A 12,394-nucleotide genomic window follows, 5' to 3' on the forward strand; every position below is an offset into this window, starting at 1 on the left:
TCGGTTACCATCCGCCGGAAAAAAGGCCGCAGGCGAGGGCCCGCCTTGCCGGGACGGCGCGCCCCACCTACACCCGGGCCTCATCATGACGACGCCTCCGCCCCCGGCCTTCCCGCACCGGCACCTCCTCGGCATCGAGGGCCTGACCCGGCCCGACATCGAGGGGTTGCTCGACGCCGCCGACGCCGCCGTCGACATCTCTCGGCAGGTGGAGAAGAAGCGCACGACCCTGCGGGGCCGCACGCAGATCAACCTGTTTTTCGAGCCCTCGACCCGGACGCAATCCTCCTTCGAGCTGGCCGGCAAGCGGCTCGGCGCCGATGTGATGAACATGTCGGTCGCCTCGTCTTCGGTGAAGAAGGGCGAAACCCTGATCGACACGGCCGCGACGCTGAACGCCATGCGCCCCGACATCATCGTGGTGCGCCACGAAGCGGCCGGCGCCGTGCACCTGCTCGCCCGCAAGGTCGATTGCGCGGTGGTCAATGCCGGGGACGGCGCCCACGAGCATCCGACCCAGGCGCTCCTCGACGCGCTGACCATCCGCCGCAACAAGGGCCGGATCGAGGGCCTGCAGGTGGCGATCTGCGGCGACGTCCTGCACTCGCGGGTGGCGCGCTCGAACATCATCCTGCTGCAGGCCATGGGCGCCCGCGTGCGCCTGATCGCCCCTTCGACGCTGCTGCCCGCCGGGATCGAGCGCTTCGGCGTCGAGACCTTCACGGACATGCGCAAGGGTCTCGTCGGCTGCGACATCGTGATGATGCTGCGCCTCCAGCGCGAGCGCATGAACGGCTCGTTCGTGCCCTCCGTGAAGGAGTATTTCCGCTATTTCGGCCTCGACGGCGAGAAGCTGGCGCTGGCCAAGCCCGACGCCCTGGTGATGCATCCGGGCCCGATGAACCGCGGCGTCGAGATCTCCTCCGAGATCGCCGACGGCGCGCAGTCGCTGATCCGCGAGCAGGTCGAGATGGGCGTGGCCGTGCGCATGGCCGTGCTCGAGGCGCTCGCCCGGCACCTGCCGAACGAGTGAGCCCCGGACAAAGCCGGGCGGCCTTCACCCGTCCCGCTTGCCCGCAGGGCGGCCGTGGCGCAGTTTCCTGCCGAAATCCGGCCCTGATCTGTATAAGGGGCCGTCGTAACATGCAGATCGTTTCATGACCGCCTACACGCTCGCCGACCTCGCCGCCCTCGTGGCGAGCCGCGCCGGGACCGATCCGGCCACCTCCTACACGGCCAAGCTCCTGTCCGAGGGACCCGCCAAGGCGGCCAAGAAGCTCGGCGAGGAGGCGGTGGAGGCGGCGATCGCGGCCGTGCAGGGCGACAAGACCGGCCTGCGGAATGAGGCTGCGGACGTGCTCTACCATCTCGTCGTGCTGCTCCGGGCGGGCGGGGTCGAGCTCGACGCCGTGATGGCCGAGCTGGAGCGGCGCACCGCCCAGAGCGGCATCGCCGAGAAGGCCGCGAGGCGCCACGCGTGAACGCGGCCGCGCTGCCGGGCTCGGTCGAGGCGATCCTCGACGCATCGGACCGGCTCTCGCCGTATCGCCGCTTCAGCCGCGAGGAATGGGCGCAGCTGCGCGCCGACACGCCGCTCACCCTCAATCAGGAGGACTTGGAGCGGCTGCAATCGATCAACGACCCGATCTCGGTCGAGGAGGTCGTGGCGATCTACCTGCCGCTGTCGCGCCTGCTCGCCCTCTACGTCGCGGCGACCCAGGGGCTGTTCAAGGCGACGCAGCGCTTCCTGATGGCCGAGCGCGAGACCAAGGCGCCCTACATCATCGGGCTCGCCGGATCGGTGGCGGTGGGAAAGTCGACGACGGCCCGCATCCTGACCGCCCTGCTGGCGCGCTGGCCCAACACCCCGAAGGTCGACCTCGTCACCACCGACGGGTTCCTGCTGCCCAACGCCGATCTCGCCGCCAACGGGCTGATGGAGCGCAAGGGTTTTCCGGAAAGCTACGACACCGCCGCCCTGCTGCGCTTCCTCCACGACGTGAAGGCCGGCCACAAGCGCGTGACCGCGCCGCTCTACTCGCACCTCGTCTACGACCGGGTGCCCGGGGAGGAGCGGGTGGTGGAGAGCCCCGACATCCTGATCGTCGAGGGCCTGAACGTGCTCCAGCCCGCCCGCCTGCCGCGGGATGGCACCGCGATCCCATTCGTCTCCGATTTCTTCGATTTCTCGATCTATCTCGACGGCCACGAGGACGACCTGCACCGCTGGTACGTCACCCGCTTCATGAAGCTGCGGCAGACCGCGTTCCGGGACCCACGCTCCTATTTCCGGAAATACGCCGAGATCCCGGAGGCCGAGGCGCTGGACATCGCCGACCGGCTCTGGACCACGATCAACCTGCCGAACCTGCGCGAGAATATTCTACCCACGCGTCAGCGGGCGAGCCTGATCCTCACCAAGGGCGCGAGCCACCGGATCGAGAGCGTGGCGCTGCGGCGGCTGTAGGCCAGTTCGGGCGTCCGCCCCCCCTCCACCTCATCCTGAGATGACCGCGAAGCGGGCCTCGAAGGAGGGCTCCAGGGATCGCGGAGCTATCTGGAGGCCTCCTTCGAGGCCTTCTGCGCTCCGGCACCTCACAGGATGAGGGAGAAGATTGGACCGACCGGCTCACGCGAACGGGAACTCCGCCTCCGCGAGATACGGCCCGCCGCCGGTCGATTCCCGCGCCGAGAACAGCGTCACGCAATCCACGGCGAAAGAGAGCGGTGCGAAGACCGGCGCTTGCGAGAGATAGATGGCGGCCGCTTCCGGCGTCGCGTCGCGGCGCAGGCGCGCCAGGGTCACGTGCGGGGTGAACTTCCGCCGTTCCGGCTCCGCACCGGCGCGACGCATCAGCCGCTCCTGCTCGGCCTGGAGATCGATCAGGTCCGGGTTCGGGCCCACCGACGCGTAGAGCGCCCGTGGCTTGCCGCCGCCGAAGATGCCGAGCCCGTCGAGCGTCACCGTCAGGAGCGGGCGCGCCCGCATCTCGCCGAGCGCCTCCACGACGTCGTCGGCCACGGTCGCCTCGACGTCGCCGAGGAAGCGCAGGGTCACGTGGAAGTCCCCCGGCTCGATCCAGCGCGCGCCGGGCAGGCCGCCCTGATAGGCCTTGAGCGCGTCGGCGATCTCCGGCGGCACGGCGAGCCCGGTGAACAGGCGGGGCATCAGCGCATGGATCCCTGGCGAAGGCGGTCGAGGAACGTGCTTACCGTCGGCAGGATGCGGGACGCGATCGTCTCGACGCCCTGGCGGTTCGGGTGCAGCCCGTCAGCGAGGTGCTGCGCCCGGTCGCCGATAATCCCATCGAGGAAGAACGGGTAGAGCGTCAGCCCGTAGCGCTTGGCGAGATCCGGATAGATCGCGTCGAAGCGCGCCTTGTAGTCGGGCCCGAGATTGGGTGCGGCCTGCATGCCGGCGAGCAGGACCGGGATGCCCCGCGCCTTCAGCCGCTCGATGATCGCGGTCAGCGCCCCCTCGGTCACCTTCGGGTCGGTGCCGCGCAGCATGTCGTTGGCGCCGAGTTCGAGGATCACCCCAGCGGTCCCGTCCGGAACCGACCAGTCGACCCGGTCGAGGCCGCCGGTGGCAGTGTCGCCGGAGACGCCGGCATTGGCCACCGTCACGTCCTCGCCCTTGGCCCTGAGCAGCCGCTCCAGCACGGTCGGGAAGGCGGCGTCGGCGGGCAGCTGGTATCCGGCGGTCAGGCTGTCGCCCAGGGCGACGAGCTTGATCGGGCCGCCAGAGGCGGCCCGCGGTGCTGTCATGAAAGGGACCATCAGGACCGCTAGCGCTGCGGCAAACAGGGCCGTGCGCCGGAACACACCGCCTTCGTCATGGCGTGGCCCCAATGCGGAACCCATATCGCGGTGCACCCGCGGCCCGTGCAGCCAAGACCGAAGCCAACCGAGGACCTCGCGCGCCATGCTCGTCATTGCCCACAGATCGGCCGCCCGGTGAGCCAAAGCAAGGTGCCGCGCGAGCCCGCAATCGCGCTGTCGAACATCGATCTCAGCCTCGGCCGCGGCGCCGCGCGGGTCCACGTGCTGCGGGGCATCTCGCTCACCGTCGACCGCGGTGAGGCGGTGGGCCTGGTCGGCCCCTCCGGCTCGGGCAAATCGACGCTGCTGATGGTCATGGCCGGGCTGGAGCGGCCGGATTCCGGCGGCGTGGTCATCGAGGACACCGATCTCGTCCACCTCGACGAGGACGCGCTCGCCCGCTTCCGGGGCCGCCGCATCGGCATCGTGTTCCAGGCCTTCCACCTCGTGCCGACCATGACGGCCCTGGAGAACGTGGCGCTGCCGCTGGAACTCGCCGACCGGCTTGGCGCCCTGGAGCGCGCCCGGGCCGAGCTGGAGGCCGTCGGCCTCGGGCACCGGCTGCACCACTACCCGGCGCAGCTCTCCGGCGGCGAGCAGCAGCGCGTCGCCATCGCCCGGGCGGTCGCCCCCGATCCGGCGATCCTGGTGGCCGACGAGCCCACCGGCAATCTCGACGAGGCCACCGGCCGTCAGATCGTCGATCTCCTGTTCCGGCTGAAGCGCGACCGCGGCGCAACCCTGGTCCTCGTCACCCACGACAACGGCCTCGCCCGCCTGTGTGACCGCACCGTGCGCCTGCGCTCGGGGCGGATCGAGGAGGCGGTGACCGCCTGATGCACGGCACGATCACCCGTCCTGACCCCGCGCCCAGACGCGTCCCGCTCATCCTGCGTCTGGCGCTCCGCGAGCTGCGCGCCGGCCTCAGCGGCTTCGCGGTGTTCCTCGCCTGCATCGCGCTCGGCGTCACGGCGATCGCCGGCGTCGCGTCGATCTCGCGCTCGCTCTCGGACGGGCTCGGCCGCGAGGGGCGCCGGATCCTCGGCGGTGACCTCGCCTACAACCTGATCAACCGCGAGGCGACGGACGCCGAGCGGCAGGTCCTGGCGCGGGAAGGCCGGCTCGACGTGGTGGCCTCCCTGCGGGCCATGGCGGTGGCGGGCAGCGGCGACGCGGCGCTCGTCGAGCTGAAAGCCGTCGACCCCGCGACCTATCCCGCCGCCGGCGACCTCGCCACCAACCCGCCGGGCCGGCTCGCGGACCTGCTGGCGGAGCGGGACGGGGTGCCGGGCGCGCTCGCCGACCCGGCTCTGCTCACCCGGCTCGACGTCAAGGTCGGCGACCGGATCGCGCTGGCCGGACATCCGGTTGCGATCCGCGGCACCATCGTGTCGGAGCCCGACAAGATCGCCGGCGGCATCGGCTTCGGACCGCGGCTGATGATCTCGGAGCCGGCGCTGCGCACCACGGGCCTCGTCCAGCCCGGCAGCCTCAATCGCTGGAGCTACCGGATCCTTCTGCCGCCCGGCGCGCAGGATGCCGATCTCGACGCCGCGCAGGGCCGGATCCGCGCGGCGACCCCGGAGGCCGGCTGGGAGATCCGGTCGCGCAGCAACGCCGATCCGCGCTTCGCCAAGAGCATCGAGCGCTTCACGCAGTTCCTGACCCTTGTGGGGCTGACCGCGCTGATCGTCGGCGGGGTCGGCGTCGGCAACGCCGTCCACGCCTTCGTGGAGCGCAAGCGGCCCTCGATCGCGACCCTCAAGAGCGTCGGCGCGCCGGGCTCGCAGGTGGTCGCCCTCTACCTGACGCAGGTCATGCTGATCGCCGGCCTCGGCACCGTCATCGGCCTCGCGATCGGCGCGAGCCTGCCCTTCTTGCTGCAGGCCCTGTTCGCCGCCGACCTGCCGCTGCCGCTGAACCCGACCCTCGCCCCGGGCGAGCTCGCGCTCGCCGCCGCCTACGGGCTCCTCACCGCCTTCGCGTTCGCGATCACGCCGCTCGGGCGCGCCCACGACGTGCCGGTCTCGGGCCTGTTCCGCGACACGGTCGACCCGGCAAGGGTGAGCCCGCGCTGGCGCTACCGGATCTGGCTGGCCGCGAGCCTTGCGGCCCTGGTGGCCCTGTCGGTGGCCACCGCCTTCGACCGGCGGGTGGCGCTGATCTTCATTGCGGCCGCCGCCATCGCCTTCGGCCTGCTGCACGGGGTGGCGCTCGGCCTGATGGCGCTCGCCCGCCGCCTGCCGCACCCGCGCTGGCCGGCGCCGCGGATGGCGCTCGCCAACCTTCACCGGCCCGGGGCGCTGACGCCCGCCATCGTCCTGTCGCTGGGGCTCGGGGTGACGCTGCTCGTCACCCTGAGCCTGATCGATGCCAATGTCCGCCGCACGATCAGCGCGACCCTGCCGGCCCGGGCGCCGAACCTGTTCTTCCTCGACATTCCCTCTCGCGACGCGGGCGCGTTCCGGGACTTCCTGGCCCGCTCGGCGCCGAACGGGAAGGTCGAGGACGTGCCGATGATGCGCGGCCGGATCGTCGCCCTGAACGGCGTGCCGGCGAGCAAGATCCGGCCCCCGGAGGACGCGGCCTGGGTGCTCGACGGCGACCGGGGTATCACCTACGCCGACACGGTGCCGGAGGGCTCGAGCCTCACCGAAGGCGCGTGGTGGAGCGCCGAGCAGGGCGCCAAGCCGCTCGTCTCGTTCGAGGCCGACCTCGCCCGCCAGCTCGGCCTCAAGCTCGGCGACACCGTGACGGTGAACGTGCTGGGCCGCGACCTCACCGCGACGATCTTCAACCTGCGGCGGGTGGAGTGGCGCAACCTCGGTATCAACTTCGTGATGGTCTTCTCCCCCGGCACCTTCCGCGGCGCGCCCCATTCCGACCTCGCCACCCTGACGCTGCCGGGCGGCACCGACGCGGCGGCCGAGAACCACATCCTGCGCGACGTCGCCAAGACCTTCCCGTCGGCGAGCGCCGTGCGGGTCAAGGACGCGCTGGACGCGATCGGCGATCTCGTCGGCCGGCTGGTCCTGGCGATCCGCGGGGCGAGCGCGGTGGCGATCCTGGCGAGCCTGTTCGTGCTCGCCGGCGCGATCGCGGCCGGGCACCGGGCGCGGCTCTACGACGCCGTAGTGCTCAAGGTTCTGGGCGCCAGCCGGTCGCGGCTGCTCACCGCCTATGCCATCGAGTACGCGGCCCTGGGTCTGGCCACCGCCCTGTTCGGTCTCGCCGCCGGAACGCTCGCCGGCTGGGTGATCGTCACCAAGGTGATGCACCTCGACTTCCGCCTCGACCTGTCGGGCGCGCTCATCGCGGCGGCCGCCGCCGTGGCCCTGGCGATCCTGCTCGGGCTTCTCGGCACGTGGCGGATCCTGGGGCAGAAGCCGGCGCCATACCTGCGGCAGATCTGAACCGGGTCCCGGCCGCGGCGCAACACGTTGGGACGGGGGCGCGGACGGCTCGGACGGTCGATCCCGCGCGCCTCCACTCCCGTCAGCCGCCTTGGCGCTGCAGGAGCACGGGTCCCGTGCCCTGGCGGCCGAGCCGGTCGGACGGGTTGCGGAGCGGGCATTCCGCCTGGGATAGGCAGCCGCAGCCGATGCAGCCGTCCAGCCGGTCGCGCAGCCGGGTCAGCCCGTCGATGCGCGCCTGGAGCGCGGTGCGCCAGCCGGCGACCATCGCCCGCACCTCGGCCGCGGTGGGCTGCTTCCCCGCCGGGATCGGCTTCAGCAAAACGGCGATCTCGGCCAGCGGAATCCCGAGCCCCTGCGCCACCCTTATGATCGCGACGCGGCGCAGGATGTCGCGCGAGAAACGCCTCTGATTGCCCTCGGTCCGCATCGACGCGATCAGGCCCTTCGCCTCGTAGAAATGCAGCGTCGAGACCGCGATGCCGCTGCGGCGCGCGACCTCGCCGACCGTCAGGAGCTGGGGAAGTCCCGCCCGCACACCCACGGCCAACACCCCCTTGACCTCAACTATGCTTGAGGTTCGATAAGCGTGTCGGCTTGCCGGTGCAAGCTCCTCGGCCGGGTAGCCGGGGCACTTCCGGGCCGACGCTCCCGCGCTCTCTGGGCGTGCACGTTCCGGCCCCGACGGAGCGGGAACCACGACATGAACGCGAAGCCCACCCTAGCCCTAGTCAGCGGCGCCAACTGCGGCATCGGGCTGGCCATCGCCGCCGGCCTCGCCCGGACGGGCGCCCAGGTGCTGCTCGGATGCCGGGACCTCGGCAAGGGCGAGGCGGCCTGCAACGCCCTGCGCGCCGAGGGGCTGCAGGTCCGCCCCGTCAAGCTGGACACCACCTCGGCCTTGAGCGTCGACCGCCTCGCCGAACTGGTCCAGCAGGGTTACGGCTACCTGGACATCCTGGTGAACAACGCCGGCATCGGCGTGGATCACGACCCGATGCTCACCGCCTCCGACCGTCTGAGGCGGACCATGGCTGTCAATGTCCTCGGTCCGATTCTCCTCACCGACGCGATGGTGCCCCTGCTGGAGGCGTCGGAGCGCGCCCGCATCGTCAACGTCTCGTCCGAACTGGCCTCGTTCGGCCTGCGCGCGAACCCGGACTGGGCCTTCGCCGGCTTCAGCATGCCGATCTACCAAGCCTCCAAGGCGGCGCTGAACTCGCTGACCCTGAGCTACGCGGCCCAGCTCCGGGACAGGGGGATCAAGGTCAACGCGATCTGCCCCGGCTATACGGCCACGGAGGCGACCCATTACGCCGGCACCCGCACGCCCGAGCAGGCGGCGGCCGTCGCGATCGCCTACGCGCTGCTCGGCGCGGACGGGCCGACCGGGATCTTCGCGAACGAGCAGGGCGCGCTACCCTGGTAAACGCCGCCCGCATCCGGGGGCCCCGGCCCTGCCGACCCCGCCCAGTCGGGGCGGAGTCCCGATCGTCCCAGTGCTGCGCGCGGGCGCCGGAAGCTGCTCCCGCGCGCAGCGCGGCACTTCGGCGCCCCGCCCGGCGTGATGCACATCCTTAAGACTTTGCTCAGCGGTCCTCGACCGGGAGAGTAGCGGCAACCGCTAGTCGAACCACTCGTCACACAGCGGACAATGCATTTTAATCCCTGGCGAGATGGACAAAAATACATCGTCCGGACACGGAAAACCGAGGTGCCAACCGTGGCTGGGGACTTGTGTCTCGGGCGGCCGCGCAACATATTCCTGGCCGAGGCGCCAGCCTGGCGCCAGAGGTCCTGCGTGGGCCTCGCCCGAACACCACGCTGAGAGAGCCTCCGCAAGGAAACTCCCATGGCATTCGAAAACAGCCCCTTCCGGTACGGCGCCCAGCAGCCGACCGGTTACGCCGGCACCCAGGTCGAGGTCGACCAGGGCCTGCGCACCTTCATGCTCGGCGTCTACAACAACATGGTCGTCGGGCTTGGCATCTCCGGTCTGGTCGCGCTCGGGCTGAACATGGCCTCGGTCGCGGCCTACCAGGGCACGCGCCCGATCCTGACGCCCTTCGGTCAGGCCCTCTACCTAAGCCCGCTCAAGTGGGTCCTTATGCTCGCCCCGCTGGCGTTCATCTTCGTCTTCTCGATGCGGATGGACCGCATGTCGGCCGCCTCCGCGCGGACGATGTTCTGGGCCTTCGCGGCGGTGATGGGCGCCTCGATGTCCTCGCTCCTCCTGGTTTTCACCGGGGCGAGCGTGGTGCAGGTGTTCTTCATCACGGCAGCGGCCTTCGGATCGCTCAGCCTGTGGGGCTACACCACCCGGCGCAGCCTCTCGGGCATGGGCTCGTTCCTGATGATGGGCCTGATCGGCATCATCCTCGCGTCGCTGGTGAACATCTTCTTCGCGTCGTCGGCCCTCCAGTTCGCCATCTCGGTGCTGGGCGTGCTGATCTTCGCGGGGCTAACCGCCTACGACACCCAGAAGCTGAAGGAGATGTATCTCTACGGCGGCTTCGACGGTGAGACCGCGGCCAAGGTGTCGGTGAACGGCGCCCTGACGCTCTATCTCGACTTCATCAACATGTTCCAGTTCCTGCTGAGCCTGATCGGCGATCGCCGCTAGGCCGGACGGACTGAGTGTTGAGAAACCCCGGCGGGAGACCGCCGGGGTTTCTTTTTGCCTGCCCGACGGAGCCCGCTGCGTTACGCTTTCGCCATGCCAAAGCTCTCCGGCCTTTCCGCCTTTCCGATCACCCCGAGCGATGCCGGCGGCCGGATCGACGCCGATGCGCTGCGCCGGCTGTTGGAGCCCCTGATCGCCGCCGGGGTCGATTCGATCGGCCTGCTCGGGAGCACCGGGACATACGCGTACCTCACCCGAGAGGAGCGGCGCCGGGCCGTGACCATCGCCGCCGCGGCGATCGGGGGACGGGTGTCCCTTCTGGTCGGCATCGGCGCGCTGCGCACCGACGACGCGATCCGTCTGGCCCAGGACGCGCGAGCGGCCGGGGCGGATGCGGGCCTCCTCGCCCCCGTGTCCTACACGCCGCTCACCGACGCGGAGGTCTTCGCGCATTTCGAGGCGGTGGCGGGCGAGGGCGGCCTGCCGATCGTTCTCTACGACAACCCTGCCACCACCCATTTCCGGTTCACGCCGGACCTGATCGGCCGCATCGCGCGCCTGCCCGGGATCGTGGCCGCCAAGTGCGCGGCGCCGGAACCGGCCGCCGCGGCAGCCGGCGTCGCCGCGCTTCGGGAGGCCGTTCCGGCCTGTTTCCCCATCGGCTTCAGCGGCGATTGGAACGTCACCGAGACCCTGATCGCGGGCGGCGCGGCCTGGTTCAGCGTCGCCGGCGGGCTGTTTCCCCGGACCTGCCTGGCGATCGTGCGGGCCGTCGAGGCGGGCGACCTCGCGCGGGCGCGCGCGCTCAACGCGGAACTCGAGCCGCTCTGGGCGCTGTTCAAGGCGCATTCGAGCCTGCGGGTCGTCTACGCGCTGGCCGATCTTTTGGGCCTCTGCCGGGCCGAGCCGCCGCGGCCAATCCAGCCGCTTCCTCCTGAAATCCGAGCCGCGGTCGCCGCGACCCTGGGCCGGATGAGCCTGTCCTGAAATCCCGGCGCCGGTCAGACCGCCCTAGGCGGTGGCTCAAGCACGGCGAGAACCCGGGCAAGCTCCGTCCCGCGCTTCATCACGAGGCCGCTGGCGGCGATCACCGCGTAGGCGCCCTGGCGCCGGGCGAGCTTCGGGTCCTTCTCGATGCGGTAGAGCGGCATCTCGGAGGCGCGGCGGTAGATCGAGAATACCGCCTTGTCGCGGCGGAAATCGAGGGCGTAGTCGCGCCACTCGCCCGCGGCGACCTGCCTTCCGTAGAGGTTGAAGATCGTGCGCAGCTCGTCCCGGTTGAAGGCGACTTGCGGCGGCGCCGCTCGGGCAGGGAAGGGGATGACATGGCCCGCCACTTCGTCGGGCCTCGGCCCGGCGCTCGTCCTCTCCGTCATCACCGCTCCCGTGCATTGATCCTTTGCTGGATGATGGCTCCCACCACGGCGGCTCGCAAGGGCGGCCAAGGCAGGACACTGTGTCGATTAGGACACGCCCAAGCGACAAAAAACACGGTTCCGCCCCATTCATGCCTTTTGCGGGCCGCGTTGCGCTCGCACAACAACAGTCGAACCTCGCCAGATCCTGCCTGGCCGGCGCCCGAGACCCAGCTCCCCAGCCATCGGTCGCCGTTCAGGATCCCGGGATCCGGCACTCCGAGGTTTCGAGACCCAAGACTTCAGGCCGCCCGACCGGGCGGCCTTTTTTCTAGTTCCGGTTCGGACCGGGATGCGGGTATGCCAACCCATCATGGGTCCGCCCGCTTTCGACGACGCTTTCGTCCACGACCTCGACGCGCTGTTCGCGTGGCGCCGCGACGTGCGCCGCTTCCGGACGGACCCGGTAGACGAGGCGAACCTGCGTGCCTGCTTGGCGGCCGCCCATCGGGCTCCATCCGTGGGCAACAGCCGCCCCTGGCGGTTCGTCCGCGTCTCGGATCCCGGGCGCCGCGCCGCGGTCGCCGAGAGTTTCTCCCGCTGCAACGCCGCCGCGGCGGCGGGCTATGATGCGCCGCGCGCCGCACGTTATCGGGCTCTCAAGCTCGCCGGTCTGAACGAGGCGCCGGTGCATCTGGCGGCCTTCTGCGACGCGGCGACGGAGTCCGGCCTCGGCCTCGGGCGGGCCAGCATGCCGGAGACGCTGGCCTACTCGGTCGTGGGGGCCGTGCAGTGCTTCTGGCTCGCAGCCCGGGCGCGGGGTATCGGCGTCGGCTGGGTCTCGATCCTGGAGCCGTCCCGCGTGACGGCCATCCTGGCGGTACCGGAGACGTGGCAGCTCGTGGCCTACCTGTGCGTGGGCCATCCGGTCGAGGAGCATCTCGACCCGGAACTCGAGCGCCACGGTTGGCAGGCCGAGGACAAACGCGGCTGCACGCTCTTCGAGCGCTGACCGGCCCCGTGCAGAGATCTACGATCGTCACCTGCCTCCGGGTGGCTCGATTTACGTTGCTCTTTTACCGTGCCCGGCAGATTCGGGAAGCGGCCCCGCATCAACCATAGCTTTTTCTGGAACGACAAGCTCGGCCGTGAATTACTCGGCCGCAGAGGCTCTTGCTTGT

The 12,394-nt window shown here is 70.6% G+C and carries 13 protein-coding genes; 9 read left to right on the plus strand and 4 right to left on the minus strand.

Annotated features, from left to right (window positions below):
- The first annotated feature begins 85 nt into the window (after positions 1–85).
- The 3 genes from ACYCO6_RS12170 (at position 86) to coaA (ending at position 2,467) form a co-directional block, all read left to right on the plus strand.
- The gene (locus ACYCO6_RS12170) at positions 86–1,033 is read left to right on the plus strand and encodes an aspartate carbamoyltransferase catalytic subunit (RefSeq protein ID WP_459772023.1); all 948 of its coding nucleotides are present in this window, start codon (positions 86–88) and stop codon (positions 1,031–1,033) included.
- A 124-nt stretch (positions 1,034–1,157) separates the two neighbouring features.
- Entirely contained in the window at positions 1,158–1,481 is a 324-nt protein-coding gene (locus ACYCO6_RS12175; RefSeq protein WP_020095338.1) for a phosphoribosyl-ATP diphosphatase, read from the plus strand.
- The gene (coaA, locus tag ACYCO6_RS12180; RefSeq protein WP_459772024.1) at positions 1,478–2,467 is read left to right on the plus strand and encodes a type I pantothenate kinase; all 990 of its coding nucleotides are present in this window, start codon (positions 1,478–1,480) and stop codon (positions 2,465–2,467) included. The genes ACYCO6_RS12175 and coaA overlap by 4 nt, the downstream gene beginning before the upstream one ends.
- Before the next feature lie 162 nt (positions 2,468–2,629).
- Here coaA and thpR read toward each other — a convergent pair whose 3' ends face one another.
- Together thpR and ACYCO6_RS12190 are read right to left on the minus strand one after the other, a co-directional pair.
- Complete coding sequence (thpR, locus tag ACYCO6_RS12185; protein ID WP_459772025.1) at positions 2,630–3,169, minus strand: RNA 2',3'-cyclic phosphodiesterase; 540 nt, start codon at positions 3,167–3,169, stop codon at positions 2,630–2,632.
- On the minus strand, positions 3,169–3,768 hold the full coding sequence (locus ACYCO6_RS12190) for an arylesterase (protein WP_459772026.1): 600 nt from the start codon (positions 3,766–3,768) through the stop codon (positions 3,169–3,171). Before ACYCO6_RS12190 ends, thpR begins: the two co-directional genes overlap by 1 nt.
- A 189-nt stretch (positions 3,769–3,957) precedes the next feature.
- Between ACYCO6_RS12190 and ACYCO6_RS12195 the strand changes: the two genes are divergently transcribed.
- Complete coding sequence (locus ACYCO6_RS12195; protein WP_459772027.1) at positions 3,958–4,659, plus strand: ABC transporter ATP-binding protein; 702 nt, start codon at positions 3,958–3,960, stop codon at positions 4,657–4,659.
- Entirely contained in the window at positions 4,659–7,235 is a 2,577-nt protein-coding gene (locus tag ACYCO6_RS12200) for an ABC transporter permease (protein ID WP_459772028.1), read from the plus strand. The genes ACYCO6_RS12195 and ACYCO6_RS12200 overlap by 1 nt, the downstream gene beginning before the upstream one ends.
- A gap of 82 nt (positions 7,236–7,317) precedes the next feature.
- Here ACYCO6_RS12200 and soxR read toward each other — a convergent pair whose 3' ends face one another.
- Entirely contained in the window at positions 7,318–7,785 is a 468-nt protein-coding gene (gene soxR, locus ACYCO6_RS12205) for a redox-sensitive transcriptional activator SoxR (protein WP_459773538.1), read from the minus strand.
- A gap of 153 nt (positions 7,786–7,938) precedes the next feature.
- Here soxR and ACYCO6_RS12210 point away from each other — a divergent pair, with 153 nt between their 5' ends.
- From ACYCO6_RS12210 to ACYCO6_RS12220, 3 genes are all read left to right on the plus strand, one after another.
- Positions 7,939–8,664, plus strand: a complete 726-nt coding sequence (locus tag ACYCO6_RS12210; protein ID WP_459772029.1) for an SDR family NAD(P)-dependent oxidoreductase — start codon at positions 7,939–7,941, stop codon at positions 8,662–8,664.
- A gap of 423 nt (positions 8,665–9,087) precedes the next feature.
- Positions 9,088–9,858 carry a Bax inhibitor-1/YccA family protein gene (locus ACYCO6_RS12215; protein WP_459772030.1) on the plus strand — a complete coding sequence of 257 codons (771 nt, stop codon included), beginning with the start codon at positions 9,088–9,090 and terminating at the stop codon, positions 9,856–9,858.
- A gap of 93 nt (positions 9,859–9,951) precedes the next feature.
- Complete coding sequence (locus ACYCO6_RS12220; RefSeq protein ID WP_459772031.1) at positions 9,952–10,845, plus strand: dihydrodipicolinate synthase family protein; 894 nt, start codon at positions 9,952–9,954, stop codon at positions 10,843–10,845.
- A gap of 14 nt (positions 10,846–10,859) precedes the next feature.
- Here the strand turns inward: ACYCO6_RS12220 and ACYCO6_RS12225 are convergent, their stop codons facing one another.
- Positions 10,860–11,234 (minus strand): DUF2794 domain-containing protein, encoded by a 375-nt coding sequence (locus ACYCO6_RS12225; protein ID WP_459772032.1) that lies wholly within the window; start codon positions 11,232–11,234, stop codon positions 10,860–10,862.
- Positions 11,235–11,586: 352 nt separating this feature from the next.
- Between ACYCO6_RS12225 and bluB the strand changes: the two genes are divergently transcribed.
- Positions 11,587–12,225 (plus strand): 5,6-dimethylbenzimidazole synthase, encoded by a 639-nt coding sequence (gene bluB, locus ACYCO6_RS12230; RefSeq protein ID WP_459772033.1) that lies wholly within the window; start codon positions 11,587–11,589, stop codon positions 12,223–12,225.
- Positions 12,226–12,394 lie beyond the last annotated feature (169 nt).

The organism is Methylobacterium sp. CM6257 (assembly GCF_054611515.1).